We start from the raw sequence: 23,229 nt of genomic DNA, 5'->3' as shown, positions 1-23,229 counted from the left end.
CTGACAGGGGCGATCGCCTGGTTCATCCACGCGCCCCCACCGTGCTGGTCACCCGTAGGGTGCGGTCATCGGGAATTTCCGCTTGAGACAGCACTGCCAGGTGGCGCAAGCGGCGTCGCAGAAAGCGCGACAGCACTGCACGCAAGCTGTGCTGCACGACCAGTACCGGCGGTTCACCGGCCATTTCCTGCCGACTCAACGCCTGCTCGGCCTCGCTCATCAGGGTGTCGGCAAGCCCCGGCTCGAGGGCCCCGCCGTTGTTCATGGCCTGCATCAGCACCTGCTCCAGATTGGCATCCAGACCGATCACGTGCAGTTCCTCGCTGCCGGGGAACCACTGCTGGGTGATCGAGCGACCCAGCGCCACGCGTACCACTTCGGTGAGGCTAGCCGCATCGCTCTGCTGACCGGCATGCTCGGCCAGGGTGTCGAGGATGGTGCGCATATCGCGAATCGACACCTCTTCGTCGAGCAGATTCTGCAGCAGTCGCTGCAGGGTGGTGAGCGTAATCGCCTTGGGTACCACGTCTTCGACCAGCGCCTTGTTGTCTTCCCCGAGCTTGTCCAGCAGCTGCTGCACCTCGCCGCGACCCAACATTTCGCTGGCGTGGCGATGCAGCAGGTGGTTGAGGTGGGTAGCCACCACGGTGCCGGCATCGACCACGGTATAGCCATATACCTGAGCATGTTCGCGCTGCGCCGTATCGATCCACACCGCCGGCAGGCCGAAAGCCGGGTCGGTGGTCGCCGTGCCCTCGACGTGTCCCGACACCTGGCCGGGGTCAATGGCCAGCCACTTGCCCGGGTAGGCGTCGCCACGCCCCACTTCCACGCCCTTGAGCGAGATCACGTAGGTGTTGGGACCGAGCTCCAGATTGTCGCGGATGTGCACCACCGCCGGCAGGAAGCCAACATCCTGGGCAAACTTCTTGCGCACGCTCTTGATGCGGCCCAACAGTTCGCCCTGCTGGCGGTGGTCGACCAGCGGAATCAGCCGATGGCCAACCTCCAGCCCCAGCGTATCGACCAGCTGTACATCGTCCCAGCTGGCTTCCGGTGCCTCGGGCGGCGGTGGCGGTTCGGCGCTGATCTCCTGTTCGGCCATGGCGCTCTCCTCACGGCGCATCAGCCACCAGGCCAGGCCGCCAAGCAGCGCGGTGAAGAACAGGAACACGAAGTTGGGCATCCCCGGCACCATGCCCAGCATGCCCATCACACAGGCCGCCAGAATCAGCACCTGGGGATTGACGAACAGCTGGCTGATCATCTGCTGCCCGACATCTTCATCGGTCGTGACCCGCGATACCGTCACCCCTGCCGCCGTCGAGATCACCAGTGCCGGGATCTGCGCCACCAGACCATCGCCGATGGTCATCAGGGTATAGGTGCGGGCGGCATCGCCGAAGCCCATGCCGTGCTGCAACATGCCGATCAGCAGGCCACCGATGATATTGACCACCATGATCACCAGACCCGCCATGGCATCGCCACGTACGAACTTGCTGGCACCGTCCATGGAGCCGTAGAAATCCGCCTCCTGAGCCACTTCGGCGCGTCGTTTGCGCGCATCGTCTTCGCCGATCAGGCCAGCATTGAGGTCGGCATCGATCGCCATCTGCTTGCCGGGCATGGCGTCGAGCATGAAGCGTGCGCCGACCTCGGCAATCCGCCCGGCACCCTTGGTAATGACCATGAAATTGATGATCACCAGGATCAGGAACACCACCAGGCCAACCGCGAAATTGCCGCCAACCAGGAACTGCCCGAAGGCCTCGATCACCTTGCCCGCCGAATCGCCTCCGCCATGGCCCTCCATCAGGATGATCCGGGTCGAGGCCACGTTCAGCGACAGCCGCAGCAGCGTCGTGAACAGCAGAATCGCCGGGAAAGCGGCGAAATCCAGCGGCTTCTGGGTAAACATGCTGACCAGCAGCACCATCACCGCCAACGCGATATTGAAGGTGAAGAACATATCCAGCGCGAACGGCGGCAGCGGCAGGATCATCATCGACAGGATCATGAGGATCAGGATCGGGCCGGCCAGCAGTTTCATGCGCACGTCGCCCATCCAGTCGCGACGGCCCAGCAGATCAGTCAGCGCTCTCATCGAGGCTCCTCGGTAGCATCATTCTCTCCAGACGCCGCACCACCGGGTGCCTTGGCGTCGAGTTCGGCCGGGACCGGCAGGTCACTGGGCGTATCGGGCATCTCTTCCACCCCGTCATGGGCACGCTTGAGGCGGAAGGCCCAAGCCAGGACTTCCGCCACGGCGGTATACAGCTCAGCCGGAATCTCACGGTCCAGGTCGACATGGTGATACAGCGCCCGCGCCAGCGGCGGCGCCTCCAGCAGCGGCACACCGTGCTCCTGGCCAAGCTCGCGGATCCGGCCGGCCACCGCATCGGCGCCCTTGGCCACCACCCGCGGCGCCGACATCAGTCCATCGTCGTAGCTCAGTGCCACGGCATAATGCGTCGGGTTTGTGACAATCACGTCGGCCTCGGGCACCTTGCTCATCATGCGGTTGCGCGCCATCGACTGCTGCTGCGAGCGAATCCGCGCCTTGAGGTGAGGGTCGCCTTCCGACTCCTTGTGCTCGCGCTTGACCTCATCCTTGCTCATGCGCAGCTTCTTGGCATGGCTCCACAGCTGGTACGGCACATCGATCAGGATCACCACCATCAACGCCAAGATGGCCAACCCACAAGCCAACGCCGCCAACTGCATGGCACTGGCCAGGGCCTGCTGAATCGGCTGATCCATAAGACTCAGATAGCGACCGCGGTTGGTATACAGGAAGGTCAATGCCACACCGCCCACCAAGACCGACTTGGCGATCGCCTTGAGCAGCTCGATCACCGCCTGGACGCCAAACATCCGCTTCAACCCTTTTAGCGGATTGAGCTTCGACAGCTTCGGCTGCAGTGACTTGGCGGAAATCAGCCAGCCCCCCAGCATCGCCGGGGCCACCAGTGCCACCAGCATCAGCAGCAGGAACAGCGGCAGCATGGTCAACAGGGTGTGCTGGCCGATGTTGAAGATGTGCGTCAGCATCGGCATCACCTCGAAGGCGTGTCGACGCTCGAACAGGAACGCCTGCTCCATGGCCAGGCCCAGCTGGTCATAGAGCATCGCCCCCATGGTATACAGGCCGATCACCCCACCCAGCAGCAGCATGAAGGTGGTCAACTCACGGGAACGCGCGACCTGGCCATCGTCGCGAGCCTTCTGCAGGCGTCGCGGCGTGGCTTCTTCGGTCTTTTCCTGATCGCTGCTCTGGTCGGCCATGGCGCGTGGGCGTCTTCACGAAGCTGAGGGGTGGACGCTGGCCATTGTCGAGAAAGGTAGGCAAGGGTGATACGCCAAAAAGCGCGGCGAATCGTGGCTTTATTCACGACTACCGCGCTGTGGGCGCTATCTGAAGGGGAATATCTAGTGTCAGTCTAAAAACCGAGGTCGTCCAGAAGATCGTCGACCTGATCCTGGGAACTGACCACGTCGGTCCCTTCCGGCTTGATCTGCGGGCCGTTGAGCAGCGTCTCCTCGCGTTTCTTGGCATCCGCTTCCCACTGTCCATCGGCTCGGCGCTGCAGCTTCTCGCGCTCTTCGCCTGCGGGTACGCTATCGAGCAGCACCTGTACCAGCTGATGTTCGATCTCACGGATCATCTCCATCATCTTCTTGATGACCTGGCCGGTGAGATCCTGGAAATCCTGCGCCATCATGATTTCCATCAGCTCGGCGTTGGTGGCCTGGGTCTGGGCCGGCACCTTGCCCAGATAGCTGCGGGTTTCCTTGACCAGTAGCTTGGCCTCATCGAGCTCCATGGGATTCTCGAACCATGCCTGCCACTGCTTGTCGAGCGCTTCGGCCTGTTCGCCCAGTGCATCCTGAATCGGCTGGGCACGGTCGATGGCATTCAGGGCGCGATCCGCGGCCTGTTCGGTCATCGTCGCCACATAGCTCAGGCGGTCCCGGGCATCGGGGATCGCCTCGGCGGCGCGCTCGATCTCCTTGTCCAGGCCCAGCTCGCGCATGCTTTCGCGCAGCATTCGGGTCAGGTGGCCGATACGCTGAACCAGATCGTCGCCGCCGGCCGCCCCCTGGGCAGACGCACGCTGTGCATCGCTCATAATCGTCATCTCCTTGAGGCCGGCTATTGGCCCTCGATGAATGAAACCACCCTGCTCACATCCCCAGCTTCTCGAAGATCTTGTTGAGCTTCTCTTCGAGGGTCGCGGCAGTGAACGGCTTGACCACATAGCCATTGGCACCGGCCTGGGCAGCAGCGATGATGTTCTCCTTCTTGGCCTCGGCGGTCACCATCAGTACCGGCAGGTCCTTGAGGGCATCGTCGGCGCGGATCTCCTTGAGCATCTCCAGGCCATCGAGGTTAGGCATGTTCCAGTCGGAGACCACGAACTCGAATTGGCCGCTGCGCAGCTTGGCCAGCCCGTCCTGGCCGTCTTCGGCCTCTTCCACATTGGTGAACCCCAGCTCCTTGAGCAGGCTTCGTACGATCCGCCGCATGGTCGGAAAGTCATCCACCACCAGAATACTCATGTTCTTGTCAGCCATCGGTCTTCCTCATTGCGTCATGGCGGTCAATCAGGGCCGGCAGCGCCGGCCCGCTAGGGGCGTTACGTCGCGAGCGACGTGCTCAAAATTCTTCCCAATCGTCTTCGGTCACGGCTTCGCGTCGCGTGCGCGCAGCAGGCGACTGCGACCTTGTCGCCGTGGGTCGTGCCAATTGCGCAGGCGCCTCTCGCTCCACGGAGTGCTCAGTCGCGGGCAACGTCTGCTGCTGGGCACCGCCCTGCATGCGGAACACTGCAACCGCCTGTTCGAGCCGGTTGGCCTGATCCTCGAGCGAGACCGCCGCTGCTGCCGCCTGCTGTACCAGCGCGGCGTTCTGCTGGGTGACCTCGTCCATCTGGCTGACGGCCTGGCTGACCTGCTCGATACCGTCGCTCTGCTCCTGGGAGGCCGCAGAGATCTCATCCATGATGTCGGTGACACGTCTAACCGCGGCCACCACCTCCTGCATGGTCTCACCGGCCTGCTCGACCAGCGTAGACCCCTCCTGCACCTGGGACACCGAACTCTCGATCAGCGTCTTGATCTCCTTGGCGGCATCGGCACTGCGTCCCGCCAGGTTGCGCACTTCACCGGCTACCACGGCAAAACCGCGACCCTGCTCTCCGGCCCGGGCTGCCTCCACCGACGCGTTGAGCGCCAGAATATTGGTCTGGAAGGCGATCGAGTCGATCACGCCGGTGATGTCGGCAATCTTTTTAGAGCTTCCGGAGATGCCGTGCATGGTGGTGATTACCTGGTCGACCACCTCCCCGCCGCGACCGGCGGTAGTTGAGGCATCCAGGGCCAGACCGCTGGCCTGCCGGGCATTGTCGGCATTCTGCTTCACTGTCGCGGTCAGTTCCTCCATGCTGCTGGCCGTCTCCTCCAGGGAGGCGGCCTGCTGTTCGGTACGCGAGGAGAGGTCGGCGTTGCCGCTGGCGATCTCGCGGGTGCCCACGTGAATCGAATTGCTGCTCTGGCGCACGTCACCGACGATGGTCATCAGGCTCTGCTGCATATGGCGCATGGCATCGAACAGCTGGCCGATCTCATTGCGGCCCTTGACCTCGATCTCCTCCGAGAGATCCGCCTCGGCAATCCGCTCCAGGCTATCCACCGCCTTGCCCAGCGGCTTGACCAACAGTGCCCGCAACACCACGAACAAACCGATGATCAGCAGTGCCACCAGCACCACCATGCCGATCTCAAGCCAGTAAAACAGCTGCGACTGTCGCTCATGCGCAGCGCGCTGTTCCGCAACGCGGCTCCCCGCATGACTGACGAATGCAGCAGAAGACTCAGCCAGTTGGGCACCCGGCTCTTCCATCTCGGCACGCACCCGGGCAAAGCCACTGGTGTCCATCTGGTCCAGGGTTTCCGCCTGCTCCGTGGCCAATGTCATCAGCGTCTCGAAATGCGCAATGACCGGCTCTGCCAGCGCCTCGCCCTGAGGGCTCTTGGGTGCGTCGATAAAATTCTGAATCCGCACCTGAGCACGCGCCAGAAACGCTTCTGCAACGTCGCCAGCTTCCCGTGCCTCACCCATGCGGCCGACCATCATATGCCCGAGACCGGCTTCCAGGTTGACCCGGCCCTGATTAAGCAACGCTTCGGCACGGTTGAACTCGTTGAGCTGTCGATCACTGACGTGCGCCTGCATTTCAATCGTCTGGTTGGCGCTGTGAGAGGACATCATCGCCAAGCCGACCGTCACGACGAACATCACCACGAAGACAGCCAATACCGCGTTGACCAGCAGACTTATCTTGAGGTTGCGCAATAATCCCATCATCCCGGCGTATCCTTAATGGTATTTTTAGTTCCAACCCGAGCGCTACGCGGTGGGCTGGTGTAGCTGTCATGCGCTAACGCATCCTCTACTTACACACGCTGGGCACGGCCAGATGCCGCGACCAGCGCCATCAGCCGCGGGGCGATCTCATCGAGACTCACCACCTCGCTGGCACCGCCCAGTCCAATCGCCTCGCGCGGCATGCCAAATACCACGCAGCTCGCCTCGTCCTGGGCCAGGGTGACCGCCCCCGCCTGACGCATGGTCAAGAGCCCCCTGGCGCCGTCCTTGCCCATGCCGGTCAGCAACACGCCGATTGCGTTGCGTCCGGCATGCTTGGCCGCTGAGTCGAACAGCACGTCCACCGACGGACGATGACGATTGACCGGCGGCCCGTCATTGAGGCGTGCCACATAGTTGGCGCCGCTGCGAGCCAGCTCGAGATGCCGATCGCCCGGGGCGATATAGGCGTGTCCCGGCAGCACCCGTTCGCCATCCTGAGCCTCCTTGACGGTGATCCGGCACAGCTTGTCCAGGCGCTCGGCAAATGACCGGGTAAAGCCCCCGGGCATGTGCTGGGTAATCAGAATCGCCGGACTGTTGGCCGGCAGCGGCTCGAGTACCTGGCGGATCGCCTCGGTGCCTCCGGTCGAGGCGCCAATGATCAGCAGCTTTTCGCTGGTGATCAGTGGTGCCTCGAGCGCCTTGGGCGCCGGAGCATCGCTGCGCCGAGCCTGACGCGGCCGCGAGCGCGCCGCGGCGCGGATCTTGTCGGCAATCAGCTCGGCGTAGTCGAGCATGCCACTGCGGATGCCCAGTGCCGGCTTGGCCAGGAAGTCCACCGCGCCCAGCTCCAGCGCACGCAGCGTGACCTCCGAGCCAGCCTGGGTCAGCGACGACACCATCAGTACCGGCATTGGCCGCAGCCGCATCAGGCGCTCGAGAAAGTCGAGACCGTCCATGCGCGGCATCTCGACGTCCAGGGTCAGCACATCGGGATTGTGCTGCTTGATCAGGTCTCGCGCGGCGATCGGATCAGGGGCTACCGCGACCACCTCCATGTCATCGTGGCCGTTGATGATCTCGCTCAGCAGATCACGAATCAGCGCCGAGTCATCAACACACAGCACCTTGATCTTGGCTGCACTCAAGGCAGACCTCCTTTTCAACAACAAGCCGCAGTCTCGCCTGGCGAGGCGTCATGCTAAGAGATATCGGCGCAAGCCGGGGAGACTTTAGCGGTACGCTCAACGTTTTGGGCTGAGGACATAAACGGTCTGGCCACGCAGCCGAAACGCCTCGCTGATATAGGAGAAGTTCTCGGAGTGACCGGCGAACAGCAGCCCGTCGGGCTTCAGCAACGGCGCAAAGCGCGCCAGAATCTTGGCCTGGGTCGCCTTGTCGAAATAGATCATCACATTGCGGCAGAAGATCGCATCGAAAGGTCCCTTAATCGCCCAGTTCGGTGCCAGCAGGTTGAGCGACTCGAACTCGACCATCTCGGTCAGCTCGGGACGCACCTTGGCCAGCCCGATGCGCTCGCCGCCGCCCTTGAGGAAAAAGCGCTTGACCCGCGCCTCATCGAGCTTGCGTACCTGCTCCATGGGGTAGATGCCGGCGCGAGCGTGGGCCAGTGCGTCGGTGTCGATGTCGGTCGCTACCACTCGCGCCTCCTTGGCCCGAGGCCCAAGGGCCTCGGTCAGGCACATGGCCAGCGAATAGGGCTCCTCGCCGGTCGACGCGGCCGCACTCCACACCCGCACCGGACCGCTCTGCCGCGCCACGTGCTCGGCCAGCAGCGGAAAGTGATGGGCCTCGCGAAAGAAGGCGGTCAGGTTAGTGGTCAAGGCATTGGTGAAAGCCTCCCACTCCTTGGCCGCCGGCTGACGTTCGAGCCGCGCCAGATAGTCGCTGAAGCGGGTCAGGCCGTGGTGGCGCAGACGCTTGGCGAGGCGGCTATAGACCATCTCGCGCTTGTGCTCGGCCAGCACGATGCCGGCACGCTCGTAGATCAGCTGCCGGATGCGCGTGAAGTCACCATCGGTCAACTCGAGATCGCGCTCCAGCAGGCTACTACTAGAGGACCAGCCGGATCCGCTGGCCTCCTGTCCCGGCGGCAGTCTGCTCAAAACTCCTCCCACTCATCGGCGGTCACTGGCTGCGAAGATTTGGTGGCCGCCTGACGCTGGTCCGCTTGACCATCATCGATGCGTTCCACACGACGCTGGACGCGCTCCTCACGCGCCTCGACGCGCTGCTCCTGATGCTGTAGCGAGGCGATCGCGGCTTCGGCGCGTTTGACCTCTTCCATGCCCGCGCCACGCAGACGGAAGGCGGCCACTGCGTTGGACAGCATCAGTGCCTGGCTCTCGAGCTCAGAGGCAGCGCGTGCCGAGGCCTGCACCCGCGCGGCGTTCTGCTGAGTCACTTCGTCCATCTGGGCGATGGCCTGGTTGATCTGGGTGATCCCACCGCTCTGCTCTTCCGACGCTGCAGTGATCTCCCCCATGATGTCGTTGACCCGGGTGGCCGAAGACACCACCTCGCCGATCGACGTCTCGGCGCGCTTGACCAGCTTGGCACCGCTGTCGATCTCGGCATTGGAGCCGTCGATTAGCTGACGAATTTCCTTTGCGGCGTCGGCGCTGCGCCCGGCCAGGCTGCGCACTTCGCCGGCCACCACCGCGAAGCCGCGGCCCTGCTCACCGGCACGCGCCGCCTCCACCGAGGCGTTGAGGGCCAGAATATTGGTCTGGAAGGCGATCGAGTCGATCACGCCGATGATCTCGCTCATCTTGCGCGAACTCTCGGTGATGCGCTGCATGGTCTCGACCACATCGTTCATCACCTCGCCGGTGCTGCGCACGCTGTTGGCGTTCTCCACCGCCAGGCCGCTGGCCTGACGGGCATTGTCGGCATTCTGGCGAACCGTGGCGGTCATCTCTTCCATGCTCGACGCGGTCTGCTGGAGCGACGCGGCTTGCTGCTCGGTGCGTGACGACAGATCCTCGTTGCCGCTGGCAATATCGCGCGCCGCCGGCGTCACTACCGTTACGCCCTGATTGACGTCACCGACGATGCTCCCGAGACTCTTGCGCATGGTATCGAGCGAGCCTATCAAGCGACCCACCTCATCATTGCGCCGCGCAGGCACCTCGGCGGCGAGGTTGCCGCCAGCGATCTGCAGCGTGAAGTTCATTGCTTCACGCAGCGGCCTGACCACCGCACGAATAGTCATCACGCCCATGCCGATCAGCAGCAGCAGGCCTGCCAGCAGCACCCCAGCCTGGGCCATCAACATCATCTGCTGACCGGCCTCGGCATCGGCAGCCAGCGCCTGAGCGTCGGCTTGCTTGTCGGCGATCAGCGCATTGATGTCCTTGGCCAGTTCCTGGCCAATGTCGCTGCTGATGTCGTTATGGGCGGTGTAGGCCTGATAGTAGTCGCGCTCTTCCAGGTAGTGCACCGACATGATCAGACCGTCCTGCATGACGTGCTCGAGCTGTTCGCCGAACTCGGCGACCTCCGGGGTCTGGTTGATCTCACGCGCGGTAAACTCCCCCCAGATCTCGCGGATACGATCGACCACCGCCTCGGTGTCACGGCGTGCGGCCTCTACGTCGGCACTCATGGCATTACTGATCGGCCGATCCATGCCCTGTCGCCCCTGGGTCAGCAGCTGATCGACCTGCTGCAGACGCGCGACATCCTCGAGGCCGTCACGATTCAATGTCTGCAAGCGTTCACCGGAGGCCTGCAGCCCGTATAGACCCAGGCCGCCACTGACCACCAGCAGCGCCACCGCTGCCACGACCATGCTGGTCATGCGCGCACGCAAGGTGCGCAAGTTGACCCGCGATGCGACGCCTGCGAGACCGCGCCGCCTCAGCTTGCCGCGCTCCAGGGTCAAGTGCTTGCCCTGGCCCTCACGCATCTGCCGGTAGGCCGCCTCGGCGCTGTCGATGGCCTCTCGATCGGCCTTGATGCGCACAGAGGTATAGCCGGCCACCTGGCCGTTCTCGACAATCGGCGTGACGTTGGCATCGACCCAGTAGTGATCGCCATCCTTGCGCCGGTTCTTGACCAGCCCGCGCCAGGTTTCACCGCTTTGCAGGGTCTGCCACAGGTTGGCGAAGGCCTCGGGCGGCATGTCCGGATGACGCACCAGGTTGTGCGGGGCACCGATCAGCTCTTCATGAGTGAAACCGCTGACCTCGATAAAGGCCGGGTTGGCGTAGGTGATTCGGCCCTTGAGGTCAGTGCGCGAAATCAGGAAGTGCTCATCGTCGAGCACATACTCACGCTGCGTAATTGGCTGATTATTTTTCATTCTATTCCCCCGGAATTGCCACGACGATGTTGGATGGCGTTGCTTAAAAGGTTTCCCACTCGGCTTCTGCGTGGCGACTGGCAGCCCGTGGCGGTAGCGAACGTCCTTCGGGCGCCACACGCGCCCCCTCCAAGCGCGCGACATTGGCCTGTTCCGCCGCCTGAGCCAGTCGGAAGGCCGACACGGCCTCACGCAACCGGCTCGACTCGAGCTCGAGGTCGCTGGCAGCGCTGGCCGCCTGTTGCACCAGCGTGGCGTTCTGCTGGGTTACCTGATCGAGTTGGGTGATGGCCTGGTTAACCTGGCCGATGCCGTTACTCTGCTCCTGGGAAGCCGAGGCGATCTCATCCATGATGTCGGTCACCTTCTGCACCGAATCGACGATCTCAGCCATGGTCTTGCCAGCCTGATCCACCAGAGTGGTACCGGCATCGACCTTGCTCACCGAGGCCTCGATCAGCGTGCGTATCTCACTCGCCGCCTCGCCGCTGCGCCCGGCCAGGTTGCGCACCTCGCCGGCGACCACGGCGAAGCCGCGACCCTGCTCACCGGCACGCGCCGCCTCTACCGAGGCGTTGAGCGCCAGAATATTGGTCTGGAAGGCGATCGAGTCGATCACCTTGATGATCTCGGTGACCTTGTGCGAGCTCTCACTGATCTCACGCATGGTGCTGACCACATCGCCCACCACCTCGCCGCCGCGGCTGGCGGTCTGCGATGCGGTAGTGGCCAACTGGCTGGCCTGGCGGGCGTTATCGGCGTTCTGCCCCACCGTTGAAGTGAGCTGCTCCATGCTCGAGGCGGTCTCCTCGATGGAGGCAGCCTGCTGTTCGGTGCGCGCGGAAAGATCGCTATTGCCCTGCGCAATCTCCTGGGCGCCGCTGAAGATAGACTGGCTGCTGCTGCGCACGCTGCTGACCGTGCTCGAAAGCCCTTCCTGCATGTGTTTGAGCGAGGCGAACAGCTGACCTATCTCGTTGTTGCCACGTTGCTCGATGGCCGCCGACAGGTCGCCCTTGGCCATTTGCTCGAAGTGCTCTACCACCCGCTTGAGCGGACGAATCACATTGACGGTCACGCCCCACAGCACGATCCCGATGGTCACTGCCGAGACAAGCAGCGCGGCGATGATCGCGTACTGGACCAGGTCGGCGACCCGATAGAAACCTTCGTAGAGCGACGCTCCCTCCGCTTCCGCGGTATGGAAAAACGCTACCGAATCGCTATAGAAGCCCTCGGTCAGACGGTTGGCGTCCGCCTGTAGATCGAGATAGCTCGAGACATCATTGGCGGCTAATGCCGCTTGCTGGGGACGCAGAGCGTCCTCCATCAGAGTCCGATAGCTGGACGCGACATTTTCGATCAACGGCACATGTTGCTCACGCGCTGGCAGTGCCAGAAACTCCTCGAACACGGCATCGACACGGTCGAGCTCGACCGCCATCCCTTGTGCTCGTTCGAGAGCCGTGTCGGTCTCCCGACGGCCGGAGGCGAATTCCAATGCATCGCCTACATTGGCCAGCGCCAGGCGTGTCGAGAGTAGCTGAGAGTTGGCACGATTGAGTGTCGACTGCTGATCGACGTTGACCTGATTGAAGGTCGCCATCGCGCCTTGCCCATGGTTCACGGCATACAGTCCCAGTGCGCTGAGCACACCGATCAACACCGCGAACACGGCCAGCACCAGTCCCCAGCTCACCCGCACCGTCATGTTGTCCAGAAGCTTCACAAGTTGTCTCTCTCAAGGTGGCGAAAACACCGCTTCGCCAAGAAATTGTCCGCTACAGCATCACGAAGGGCTGTGCGGTACCCCAAGGTCGTAGGGCTGACAATTATTATCGTTATGACGGCATGGCGATGGCCGATTCTCGCCCCTTATTCGGCGACGTGATCGACCAGCGCCATCTCCTCGCTCGTCAGCAGTTTCTCGATATCGACCAGCACCAGCATGCGATCCTCTAGGCTGCCCAAGCCACTCAGATAATCCGATGACAGGGTGACGCCGAACTCGGGGGCCGGTTTGATCTGCTCCGGGGTCAGGCTCATCACATCGGACACCCCGTCGACCACGATGCCCACGATGCGCTCGCCGACATTGACCACGATCACCACGGTCTGGCCGCCATACTCGACCTTGTCGAGGTGGAACTTGATCCGCAGGTCGACGATCGGCACGATCACACCACGCAGGTTGGTGACCCCCTTGATGAAGTCCGGCGCGTTGGCGATACGCGTGACGTTTTCGTAGCCGCGGATCTCCTGCACCTTGAGGATATCCACCGCGTACTCCTCCTCGCCCAGCGAGAACACCAGGAATTCACGGCTATGCGCGTCGACCGCAGCGGCGTTGGCGGCATTGAGTTTGCTGGTCATGACGGTTCTACCTCCTTGAAAGGCACGGGCGCGTTGACGCCCGAGGGAAGACGCGAGGCGTGACGTGCCTCTTTCTTGATTCGGCTCAGGCGGTGCATGTCGGCGATGTCGAGGATCAGCGCGACACTGCCATCACCGAGAATGGTCGCGGCCGATACGCCGGAGACCTTGCGATAGTTGGTTTCGAGATTCTTGACCACCACCTGCTGCTGACCAATCAGGTCATCCACCAGCAGCGCATATCGGCGTCCTTCTCCCTGCACGATCACCGCAATCGAATCGGTGTACTTGGTGCATGCATTCTCGACGTCGAACACTTCGTGCACGGCGATCACCGGCAGGTACTCATCGCGCACCTTGAGCAGGACGTCATCGCCGGCCATGGCATACAGCTCCTCCTCGGTGGGCTGCAGCGACTCCAGCACCGCCCCCAGCGGCAGGATGAATATCTCATTACCGACCTTGATCGACATGCCGTCGAGTATCGCCAGCGTCAGCGGCAAGACGATACGCGTGGTAGTCCCCTCGCCGGGGCGCGACAGAATCTCGACGTGCCCCCCCATGCCCTGGATATTGCGCTTTACCACGTCCATGCCCACACCGCGCCCGGAGACATCACTGACCTCCTGGGCGGTGGAAAAGCCGGGCGCGAAGATCAGCTGCCACACCTCATCGTCGCTCATGCTATCCGACACGCTGAGGCCGTTGTCACGGGCCTTGGTCAGTAGCTTTTCACGGTTGAGGCCGGCACCGTCATCGATCACCTCGATCAGGATGTTGCCGCCCTGATGCTGTGCCGAAAGGGTCAACCGGCCGGTGCGTGGCTTGCCGGCGGCCTCGCGCTTGTCGGGGGTCTCGATGCCGTGGTCTAGGCTATTGCGCACCAGGTGCGTCAGCGGGTCGATGATGCGCTCGGTAAGACTCTTGTCGAGTTCGGTGGACTTGCCCTCGGTAACCAACTCCACGTCCTTGTCGAGCTTGGCGGTCAGATCACGTACCAGTCTTGGAAAACGGCTGAACACATAGTCCATGGGCACCATACGGATCGACATCACGGCTTCCTGAAGATCCCGCGCATTGCGCTGCAGCAAATTCATGCCATTGACCATCGCCCCGTGCGCCACGCCGTCGAGCTCACTAGCGGTCTGGTCGAGCATCGACTGGGTGATGATCAGCTCACCCACCAGGTTGATGATCTGGTCGACCTTGTCGACAGGTACGCGAATCGACGTCGACTCACCGGCGGCCGCCTTGGCCTTGGGCTTGCTACTCGGCGCCTTGGCAGGTGCATCCTTGGGCGCCGCAGCGGCCGGTACCGACGGCTCGTCGGCAGCGGGCGACGCGGCCGGCTCAGTCGACTCAGCGGCGGCGGGCAAGGTTTCTGGCGCCGCCTGCTGCTGCGCGGGCAACGAACGCACCTCGACCTGATCGGCATCGATGATGAAGCACATCACCGCCTCGATATCGTCGGCGCTGGCACTGGTATCCAGCGTCACCAGGTAGCGTTCGCCGTCGCTGCGCTGTGACAACACCTCGCCCAGTTGGCCCAGCTCCTCGACCAGCAGCTCGCGGTTCTTGTGGTCGACCTTGATCAGCGCCACCTCGAGGTGGTCACCGCTTTCCCCAACAGGCTCTGGCGTCGACTCAGCGGCGGGCGCCGGGGTGGGTTCTGGCTGAGCAGCCGGCGCCGGGGCGCCCTCATCGACCTCGACGCCTATCTCCTCACGGGCCATCTGCTGCAGGGTCTGGCAAATCCGCGCATAGGCCTCGGCGTCAGGCTGATCGCCGTTGCGGTAGGCATCAAGCTGGTCGTGAAGCATATCCTTGGTTTCCAGAAAGGTGTCGACGATGTCGCGGCGCAGCGCGAGCTCGCCACGACGGGTGTAATCGAGGATGTTCTCGAACAGGTGGGTGGTGTGCTGCAGCACATCGAAACCGAAGGTACCGGCGCCGCCCTTGATCGAGTGGGCAGCTCGGAAGATGGCATTGAGCTGCTCGGCGTCGGGATCATCGAGATCCAGCTCCAGCAGGTGCCGCTCCATATCGCCGAGAAGCTCTTCGGCCTCTTCGAAAAACGTGTCGTAAAAGTCGGTGATATCCATGCGCGTTCCCTGAATGATTGAGCCGCTAGTCGTCGCTCAGCGTATCGTCGAGCCCCTGACGGAAGGCCTCGACCGGCGAGGTATCGATCTCTTCCGCGAGCCTCGAGGTGGAAGGCGACGGCACACTGCCCCCGCCCGGAAGGCCCTGGGAGCGAATCGCCTGTGCCGAGCGCTCATCGAGCACCACGATGGCGATACGCCGATTGACCGGGTCATCGGGGGCCGTATCGGACAGCGGGACGCGATCGCCCATGCCCGCCACCCGCAGCAACTTGTCGGGATCGAGCCCGCCGGCTACCAGCTCACGCCGCGAGGCATTGGCGCGGTCGCTGGACAGCTCCCAGTTGCTGTAACCCCGGTAGCCTCCCGAATAGGGAATGCTGTCGGTATGTCCACTGAGACTCAGCGGGTTGTCCATGTCGTTGAGCAGTGGCGCAATGGCGCGCAGCAGGTTGCGCATATAGGGCGCCACCGTATCGCTGCCAAGCTCGAACATCGGACGCTGCTCGGTATCCACAAGCTGTACGCGCAGCCCCTCAGGCGTCATGTCGAAGCGAATCTGGCGGCGCAGCTCGCGAAGCTGGGGATCGCCTTCGATCAATGTTTCCATGCGCTGCTGAAGATTACGGAAGCGCCGTATCTCATCGCTGCTGCGGCTCTGAGTGCGCATGTCGATGCGCATCCGCTCGCCCTCTTCGTGTATCGGATCAGGGCCACCACCGGGGATGGCGCTGTCGCTCGACGACGTTCGGTCGCCCCCGGCAATCGCCACCGCCAGCGGTGTGCTGAAATACTCGGCAACCCCCTGCAGCTGCTCTTCGCTAGCCGTGGCGAGTATCCACAGCACCAGAAACAGCGCCATCATCGCGGTCATGAAGTCGGCCAGGGCAATCTTCCAACTACCCCCGTGATGCGCGTGAACGACCTTCTTGCGCTTGATGATGATCGGGCGGCGATCCTCGCTCATGCGCCCCCCGTACCGGTACTCTTGGCGGCGCGAACGTGATCCTCGAGCTCATTGAAGGTCGGACGCTCGGCGGTGTGCAGCGCCTTGCGCCCGAACTCGACTGCCAGCTGCGGTGCATAACCGTTCAGGCTGGCCAACAGCGTCACGCGAATGCACTGCAGCATCTTGACCGCCTCGTTGACCTGGCGGTCGATGCGGCTGGCCACCGGATTGACGAAGCCATAGGCGAGCAGGATCCCCAGGAAGGTCCCCACCAGCGCGTGGGCGATCATATAGCCCATTTCATCGGGCCCAGCATCGGCGGAGCTCAACGCCTTGATGACCCCGAGTACCGCGGCCACGATACCGAACGCCGGCAGCGCATCACCGACTTTGGCCAGGGCATCAGCAGGAATGTGCGCCTCATGCTCGAAGGCCTCGATCTCATGCTCCATGAGCTCGTCGATCTGGTGTGGATCCATGTTGCCGCTGATCATCAACCGCAGGTAATCCGTCAGAAACCCCATGATCATCGGGTCGGCCTGGATTCTCGGATACTCTGAGAACAGCGGGCTCTCCTGGGGATTGTCGATATCGCGCTCGATGGCCAGCATGCCATCGCGACGCGCCTTGGCCAGCAGCTTGTACTGCAAGGCCATCAACTCCATGTAGGTTTCCTTGTTGTATTTCACCGTGCGCTTGAGCTTGGAGGTCGTGCGCAGGGTGGCAATCATCGCCTTACCATTATTGGCAGCAACGAAGGCGCCAACGGCGGCGCCACAGATCATCAGGATCTCGGTGGGCTGGTACAGAGGCCCGAGATGGCCGCCGGCGAGCGCAAAGCCGCCGAATACGGAAAATGCAACGATCAAGAATCCAATAGGTATCAGCACGACCGGTATCCTTTGCTACGGCATGGGTGGCTTCAACACTGTTATCGGCACTCACCGCGCTGGCTTGAGGGCGAATCGACAAAAACTTGTGTTGCGGCAGTGTCTTTCAGATACACGAAGCCCCGCACCGGATAGGCGCGGGGCGAGTGAAAAGCAGCAGAAATTCAGGGCGAGGCGGCGATCGCGCTGCTCTGCTCGGAGGACGTCACTGCCTTGGCAGCGGCCAGGCGCTTGCGCGTCTTGCCGGCACGTGACGGCGGCTGACAGATACCGCACACGAAATCGTGGCTCGGGGTGTGGGCGTGCGCGACGAAGTACCCACCACAGCTGGTACAGGGATTGAGCTCAAGCATCTCGCTTTCGAAGAAGCGGATCAGCGTCCAGGCGCGGGTCAGCCCCAGCACCGGCTCGGCATCGTCCAGCTCAACCTGCTCGAGATACAGTCGAAACGCCTTGACGAAGGCCGTCATTCGCTCGCAGCCGTGATCCTGCCTGAGGCGCAGATAGATGTTATAGAACAGCGAGGAGTGGACGTTGGGCATCCAGGTGATGAACCAGTCGGTGGAGAACGGCAGCATGCCCTTGGGCGGCGACATACCGCGCACTTCCTTGTAGAGACGAATCAGGCGTGCACGACTCAGATCGGTCTCGGTCTCCAGCACCTGCAAACGCGCCCCGAGCTCGATCAGCTCGATGGCCATCTGCACCTGTCGCATTTCAGTTACCAGGCTCTTGTCCGCCATGCCTAGCCCTCCTGCAGCGCAGCATCACTCACCGACGTCGCCGCCATCAGCAGTGCCGCATGGGTCTGGGAGAGCCCCTGCTCACGCTGATTGTGGGTCAGCTTGCGCAACTGGTCGGCATCGTCGTAACACAGACGGCACAGCAGTTGATTGGTGCGCGACAGCTTGCTCAGCTGCTTGGCAGAGAGCGTCGACAACAGTTCGGCCATCTCTTCTGTGAGCTTGAGGCGAAACATTGCCGAGGCACGATCTTCGCCCAGCAAACGCTGCACCAGCAATAGGTAGGACAGATTGAGGTCCTGGATCTCGTCCAGAATCGTATCGGTAGTCATGTTGGATGTTCCCTGCGTGATTTCGTTATCAGGCCGAGCTCTTGAGGCTCTGGGCAATGCAAAATGCGTTGTTGTGCCCTTATTTTTTGTCCGCCCTTCTGGGCGCCTGGCCAAGATGCCATTCAATGGGCACCGCCTAGGATGGTCATAGTGTGAGACTTTTATATGACGCCTTTCAACACCCACCATCAACGACCTGATGAAAACGTCGCAGACCCTGATCTGAATCAAGCACTACATAATAAAGCCAAAACAGAGAGTTAAGCGTAAGTGCAACATATTGACGTATCCGATGTGCGACAACCTGGCCTGCATGCAGAGACAAAATATTACATTTTGTCTCTCATTACTGACGCTTTTCCGTCTCCAGCGATAGCTCACGCGCCCAGATCAGCAGCTCGGCGATGACTTCATACAGGGTCGGCGGGATGCGCTCGTCGATATCGATCTGCATCAGCAGACTGACCAGCTCAGGCGCATCGTGAACGAATACACCCTGACGTTGCGCCTCGGCAATAATCTGCTCGGCCAGGTCGCCATAGCCCCGTGCCAGCACCCGCGGCGCGCCATCACTCTCCTGATAGGCCAGTGCCACCGCCTGGCGACGCCCGGGCGGCGTCGTACGCTCACTCATGGCGATCACCCTCCTCGAGGCGCAGCCGCGCCAGCAGGGCCACCTGGCTGAAGCCACGCGCCGTCAGGCGATCACGCAGCGTTTCCTTGCCTGCCTCGAGCCGCTCGACCACCTCATGCGACGCGCTCTCCAACGTCAGCGCCACCCGCTCCCCCTTGAGCCGCAGATCAACGTGAATCTCCCCTAGTGCAGGCAGCGTCAGCGATAGCGTGGAGTGCCAGGCGGGATCCTCGTCGTGCTCAGATCCTTCCTCCCCCCCCTGCGAGGAACGGGGTCGATCGTCGGGTAGTTGGATCATCAACGCCATGAAGATCCCCGACCACACATCGCCCTCCCAACGCAGCACCGGCGTCACCAGCACTTCCAACTGATGACGAATCAAGCCCTGTAGCAGCTCGTTGGCAGACTCCGTCAGCGCTCCCGGGCCACGTGTGGCAGACATCTCGGCCCCCTCGGCTGCCTGGGCAGCAAAGGCCGCGGCAGCCTGAGAAGGAGGCATCTGGTTAGCCGGGCCAGCCAATGATGACCCCGCAGGCGTATGAGGACTAGGTGACGGCGAAGGAGATAACGGTATATACCCGCCAGGGGCAGTCGCACCAGCCGATCTGGCGAGGCCCTGGTGAACCTCCTGCGCAGTGCCCGGTGAAGATGACGCACTGACTGCCAAGAAGGGACCACTGAATACCAGTGGACCGCGCGGCGATACCGGTGCGGAGGGCCATTGCAGCACGCTACCAGTAGCAACCCTATCAGCGGCAACCATGGTAGGCACCGCGGATGTCCGAGGCGCCTGGCTAAGCTGCATCTGTGGTTGAGCCTCGAGGGTCTGGCGCGGCAGCTCACCACGGAACCAGCGCCCCAAATGCGACTCGTAGAATAGCCCACTGTGATTGATCGACGACTGCAACTGGCCTGCCAGCTGCCCGGCAGAGACGTCCGCGCCCGTTGTCGCGACCAGCAGCGGCGCAGCGGGTCGCAGCGTCGACGGCGGTGCAGGAAACTTGACCAGGATATCGGCAATGGTGCGCGCCGCCTGACTGAAGTGGGTATGGGTGGAAGACGGCGCATCGCCGCCCGGCAAGGCCACCCCTGGAGGTCGCCCCCCTTCCCGCACCGCGGCACCTCCCAACCCCTGGAGGCCGGGCTGACGGGAGTCGAGGCGCGAGTCGCTGTGCACCGCGCGCGTAGCACGGCTTGGATCGGTGGGGCGTACCGGCTCATTCAGGTCACGCTGTACCGGCACATCGACACGCTTGCCCAGCACCTGATGCAGCAGGGTGTCGAGCAGCGGCGTGATGCCACTCACGGCGTACCCGGCGACTTACGCGAAGGGTCTACGGCAAACGCATGCTCGGCATCCACCACGTTATGGCCGCTGCCGGTGCGGTAGGCACGACTCAGGTCGCGCTTACGCTGGCTACTGCCGATCAGCTCGCCGAGTTCATCGCGGCGCGCCACCAGCCGCTCGCGCATCTCCCGCTCACTTTCCAGGATCGCTTCCAATAGCGTTGCCTTGCGCTCACGCCCCATGGCATCGAACGTCAGGTCCTGCTCCATGCGCGATAGCCGTTCGACCTCGACCACATAGCGCGCCTGCTGCTGGATCAATTCGTTCCAGGTTTCAGCACGCGCCAGCTCGAGCATCTCATCCGCCAGCACCCGCAGCGCCTCATAGCGCTTGAGCACCAGCGTCTGCTTATCGGCCGCCGACAATTCACGGGGATCCGAGCTGCTCACTGGCCGCTCGCTTGGGCGCCGGGCTGGCCGCCGATATCGCGCCAGGCAGTACCGATATCCTCGAGCAGCTTGGCCGCCTCATCGAGGCTCTGCTCGTCGTTACGCAGGTTGGCCGCCAGCAGCAGCCGCGCGATGTAGTCATACAGCGACGCCAGACGCTGTGCGACCTCCCCCCCGCGCTCGGCGTCCAACGCGGCCATCAGGCCGTTATTGACAATATCCAGCGCCTTGGAGATCGACTTGCCCTTCTCCGCCGTATTACCGTTCTGCATATGAATTCGCGCCGCCCGAATCGACGCCTGAGCGCCATCGAACAACATCACGATCAATTGGTGTGGGCTAGCCGACATTACGCCGCTCTCGACCCCGACCTTGGCGTAGGCACTGGCACCACGGCCATAGGCGGCCGCTCCGCGCATCGCACTCATGTCTCGATTCCTCTTTTTCGATCGCTACCTTTTTACCAGCCTCGCTGACCAGCGTTCACGGGAATAGGCTGGGCGTTGGCGGTTATTTCTTACTATCGGCTCCGAATCGGCAACCTTTAGCGATTTGAAAACGAGATCGCCCGGCGTTGGCCGGGCGACTATGCAGAGGGCGGAAAGTGAGTATGAATCAGCCCGGCGTCAAACCGCGCAATCGCTCCCCGCGGCGACGCAAGAGCTCCAGAGTGGTCAACAGCAGCATCGACAACAGCACCAGCAGCGTGGCTACCGCCAGAATGGTGGGGCTGATCTGCTCGCGAATCCCCGACCACATCTGGATCGGCATGGTGCGCTGCTCCGGCCCGGCAATGAACAGCACTACCACCACCTCGTCGAACGAGGTGATGAAGGCGAACAGCGCCCCCGACACCACGCCCGGGGTGACCAGCGGCAGCACCACCTTGAAGAAGGTGCGGGTGGGGTTGGCACCCAGGCTATGGGCGGCGCGTATCAAGGTGGTATCGAAACTCGACAGCGTCGCAGTCACGGTGATCACCACGAACGGGATGCCCAGCGCGGTGTGCGCCAGGATCACGCCCAGGTACGTCTGCGCCAAGTTGATCCGCGAGAAGAAGAAGAACATCGCCGCCGCCGAGATGATCAGCGGCACGATCATCGGCGAGATCAGCAGTGCCATGATCACCCCGCGCGCCGGCATATGCCGGCTCGACAGCCCCAGCGCCGCAATGGTACCGAGCACCGTGGCCAGGATCGTCGAGGCGATACCGATGATGAAGCTGTTCTTGATCGCGTTGAGCCAGCGGCTGGAGGTAAAGAAGTCCTGATACCAGCGCAGCGAATAGCCCTGCGGATCGAAGGTCAACATCTCCTGGGTAAAAGTGAAGTAGGGCTGCGCATTGAACGACAGCGGAATAATCACCAGCAGCGGTCCCACCAGAAACAGGAAGATCAGCGCACACAGGCCCAAAAACACGTAGTGCCAGATGCGCTCGCCGCGGGTAGCGTAGGAAGGAATCGCCATGAGTTACCCCAGTTTGACCTTGTCGACACCGACCAGGCGATTGAAGACCAGATAGAAGACCACCACCACAAACAGCAGGATCGAGGCGATCGCCGCCGCCAGCCCCCAGTTCAGCGAGGTCTGCATGTGGTAGGCGATATAGTTGGTGATGAAGCGTCCGGATTGGCCACCCACCAGCGCCGGCGTGATGTAGTAGCCGATCGACAGAATGAACACCAGAATCCCGCCTGCCGCGATACCGGGTATCGTCAGCGGGAAATAGACCCGCCGGAAACACAGGAAGGGTCGCCCACCCAACGAGCGCGCCGCACGCATGTAGCTAGGCGGTATGGTCTTCATCACCGAATAGAGTGGCAGGATCATGAACGGCAGCAGGATGTGCGTCATCGCCACGACCGTGCCGATCTTGTTATGGATCATCTGCCAGCGCGCCTCATCGGCAATGACGCCGAGGAACACCATCATATCGTTGAGCACCCCCTGGGACTGCAGGATCGCGATCCAGGTGGTGGTGCGCACCAGCAGCGAGGTCCAGAACGGCAGCAGCACCAGTATCATCAACAGGTTGGAGTGGCGCAGCGGCAGGTTGGCCAGCAGGAAGGCGATTGGATAGCCGAGCAGCAGCGTCATCAGGGTGATCAACCCACTCATCCAGAAGGTCCGCCAGAACAGGCTGACGTGAATCTGCTGGTTGTCCGGCGCCATGGTGATCTCGCCGTCCGGGGTCAGATGTCGGTCCAGGGCCGACAAATAGTAGGTCATGGTATAGGGCGATGATTCTCGCTCGATCAGCTTCCAGGTATCCAGCTCACCCCAGCGCGCATGGGCGTCGAGCATCGCCTCACGATAAGGCGGCTCCATGGATCCCAGCCCCCGCGCGGTGCGGTTGATCGCCGAACGCATGCCCGAACGTTCATAGTTGAGTCGGCTGGCCAGTAACCCCAGGTTGCGCGCCGCCTGACCCTCACGAAGATCCTCTACCAGCGCCTCGAATACGGGTTCATCCGGCAACGCCTGACGATCCCAATTCTCCAGCGCCGCCACGGTACGCGGCAGAGAAGTGCTGACTTCAGGGTTGGCGACGCTGCGCGACAGCATTTCGAAAATCGGGATCACAAACGCGATCCCCAGGAACAGCAGCAAAGGCGACACCAGCAGCAGCGCCTTGAATTTAGAGCGACGCACGGCACGACGCAGGCTGACCTTGAGCGGTACGCCGTCGGCCGTGGTCAACGGAGCAGCAGAGTCGGACACGCGGACCTCACCATCAGTCAGTCGACAGGAAACGGAATCGCGCCACCC

At 62.5% G+C, this 23,229-nt stretch carries 21 protein-coding genes; all 21 read right to left on the bottom strand.

The window, feature by feature from the left end; genetic code table 11:
- Window positions 1–22 precede the first annotated feature (22 nt).
- The 21 genes from flhA to BLT16_RS00785 all read right to left on the bottom strand — a co-directional run bounded on the left by flhA (window position 23) and on the right by BLT16_RS00785 (window position 23,181).
- Window positions 23–2,107, bottom strand: a complete 2,085-nt coding sequence (gene flhA / locus BLT16_RS00885; RefSeq protein WP_089656622.1) for a flagellar biosynthesis protein FlhA — start codon at window positions 2,105–2,107, stop codon at window positions 23–25.
- On the bottom strand, window positions 2,104–3,288 hold the full coding sequence (gene flhB, locus BLT16_RS00880; RefSeq protein ID WP_089656620.1) for a flagellar biosynthesis protein FlhB: 1,185 nt from the start codon (window positions 3,286–3,288) through the stop codon (window positions 2,104–2,106). The genes flhA and flhB overlap by 4 nt, the downstream gene beginning before the upstream one ends.
- A 155-nt stretch (window positions 3,289–3,443) precedes the next feature.
- Window positions 3,444–4,133: a protein phosphatase CheZ gene (cheZ, locus tag BLT16_RS00875; RefSeq protein ID WP_089656618.1), complete on the bottom strand. Its 690-nt coding sequence runs from the start codon at window positions 4,131–4,133 to the stop codon at window positions 3,444–3,446.
- A 55-nt stretch (window positions 4,134–4,188) separates the two neighbouring features.
- Complete coding sequence (cheY, locus tag BLT16_RS00870; protein ID WP_089656616.1) at window positions 4,189–4,578, bottom strand: chemotaxis response regulator CheY; 390 nt, start codon at window positions 4,576–4,578, stop codon at window positions 4,189–4,191.
- Window positions 4,579–4,660: 82 nt separating this feature from the next.
- Complete coding sequence (locus BLT16_RS00865) at window positions 4,661–6,370, bottom strand: methyl-accepting chemotaxis protein (RefSeq protein ID WP_089656614.1); 1,710 nt, start codon at window positions 6,368–6,370, stop codon at window positions 4,661–4,663.
- An 89-nt stretch (window positions 6,371–6,459) separates the two neighbouring features.
- Window positions 6,460–7,521, bottom strand: a complete 1,062-nt coding sequence (locus tag BLT16_RS00860; RefSeq protein WP_089656612.1) for a protein-glutamate methylesterase/protein-glutamine glutaminase — start codon at window positions 7,519–7,521, stop codon at window positions 6,460–6,462.
- A 96-nt stretch (window positions 7,522–7,617) separates the two neighbouring features.
- Window positions 7,618–8,490, bottom strand: coding sequence for a CheR family methyltransferase (locus BLT16_RS00855; RefSeq protein WP_245701401.1), 873 nt, complete (start codon window positions 8,488–8,490; stop codon window positions 7,618–7,620).
- Between the two features lie 5 nt (window positions 8,491–8,495).
- Window positions 8,496–10,700, bottom strand: a complete 2,205-nt coding sequence (locus tag BLT16_RS00850; protein ID WP_089656610.1) for a methyl-accepting chemotaxis protein — start codon at window positions 10,698–10,700, stop codon at window positions 8,496–8,498.
- Window positions 10,701–10,743: 43 nt separating this feature from the next.
- Window positions 10,744–12,429, bottom strand: a complete 1,686-nt coding sequence (locus tag BLT16_RS21095; RefSeq protein WP_281243286.1) for a methyl-accepting chemotaxis protein — start codon at window positions 12,427–12,429, stop codon at window positions 10,744–10,746.
- Window positions 12,430–12,575: 146 nt separating this feature from the next.
- Window positions 12,576–13,073 (bottom strand): chemotaxis protein CheW, encoded by a 498-nt coding sequence (cheW, locus tag BLT16_RS00840; protein WP_089656608.1) that lies wholly within the window; start codon window positions 13,071–13,073, stop codon window positions 12,576–12,578.
- Window positions 13,070–15,175, bottom strand: a complete 2,106-nt coding sequence (gene cheA, locus BLT16_RS00835; protein ID WP_089656606.1) for a chemotaxis protein CheA — start codon at window positions 15,173–15,175, stop codon at window positions 13,070–13,072. The genes cheW and cheA overlap by 4 nt, the downstream gene beginning before the upstream one ends.
- Before the next feature lie 25 nt (window positions 15,176–15,200).
- The gene (gene motB, locus BLT16_RS00830; RefSeq protein WP_089656604.1) at window positions 15,201–16,142 is read right to left on the bottom strand and encodes a flagellar motor protein MotB; all 942 of its coding nucleotides are present in this window, start codon (window positions 16,140–16,142) and stop codon (window positions 15,201–15,203) included.
- Window positions 16,139–17,014, bottom strand: coding sequence for a flagellar motor stator protein MotA (gene motA, locus BLT16_RS00825; RefSeq protein ID WP_089656602.1), 876 nt, complete (start codon window positions 17,012–17,014; stop codon window positions 16,139–16,141). The genes motB and motA overlap by 4 nt, the downstream gene beginning before the upstream one ends.
- 164 nt (window positions 17,015–17,178) lie before the next feature.
- Complete coding sequence (flhC, locus tag BLT16_RS00820; protein WP_089656600.1) at window positions 17,179–17,757, bottom strand: flagellar transcriptional regulator FlhC; 579 nt, start codon at window positions 17,755–17,757, stop codon at window positions 17,179–17,181.
- A 2-nt stretch (window positions 17,758–17,759) separates the two neighbouring features.
- A complete protein-coding gene (gene flhD, locus BLT16_RS00815; RefSeq protein WP_089656598.1) occupies window positions 17,760–18,089 on the bottom strand; it encodes a flagellar transcriptional regulator FlhD in 330 nt (109 codons plus the stop codon).
- A 346-nt stretch (window positions 18,090–18,435) separates the two neighbouring features.
- A complete protein-coding gene (locus BLT16_RS00810; protein ID WP_089656597.1) occupies window positions 18,436–18,723 on the bottom strand; it encodes an EscU/YscU/HrcU family type III secretion system export apparatus switch protein in 288 nt (95 codons plus the stop codon).
- Window positions 18,716–20,029, bottom strand: coding sequence for a flagellar hook-length control protein FliK (fliK, locus tag BLT16_RS00805; protein ID WP_089656595.1), 1,314 nt, complete (start codon window positions 20,027–20,029; stop codon window positions 18,716–18,718). The genes BLT16_RS00810 and fliK overlap by 8 nt, the downstream gene beginning before the upstream one ends.
- The gene (fliT, locus tag BLT16_RS00800) at window positions 20,026–20,460 is read right to left on the bottom strand and encodes a flagellar protein FliT (RefSeq protein ID WP_245701382.1); all 435 of its coding nucleotides are present in this window, start codon (window positions 20,458–20,460) and stop codon (window positions 20,026–20,028) included. The genes fliK and fliT overlap by 4 nt, the downstream gene beginning before the upstream one ends.
- A complete protein-coding gene (gene fliS / locus BLT16_RS00795) occupies window positions 20,457–20,888 on the bottom strand; it encodes a flagellar export chaperone FliS (RefSeq protein WP_089656593.1) in 432 nt (143 codons plus the stop codon). The genes fliT and fliS overlap by 4 nt, the downstream gene beginning before the upstream one ends.
- 187 nt (window positions 20,889–21,075) lie before the next feature.
- Entirely contained in the window at window positions 21,076–21,927 is an 852-nt protein-coding gene (locus tag BLT16_RS00790; RefSeq protein ID WP_089656591.1) for an ABC transporter permease, read from the bottom strand.
- Window positions 21,928–21,930: 3 nt separating this feature from the next.
- A complete protein-coding gene (locus BLT16_RS00785) occupies window positions 21,931–23,181 on the bottom strand; it encodes an ABC transporter permease (protein ID WP_089656588.1) in 1,251 nt (416 codons plus the stop codon).
- Between the last annotated feature and the right edge of the window lie 48 nt (window positions 23,182–23,229).

The organism is Franzmannia pantelleriensis, assembly GCF_900102875.1.
GTDB classification, from domain to species: Bacteria; Pseudomonadota; Gammaproteobacteria; order Pseudomonadales; family Halomonadaceae; genus Franzmannia; species Franzmannia pantelleriensis.
This window is presented reverse-complemented; position numbering and strand designations above follow the sequence as displayed.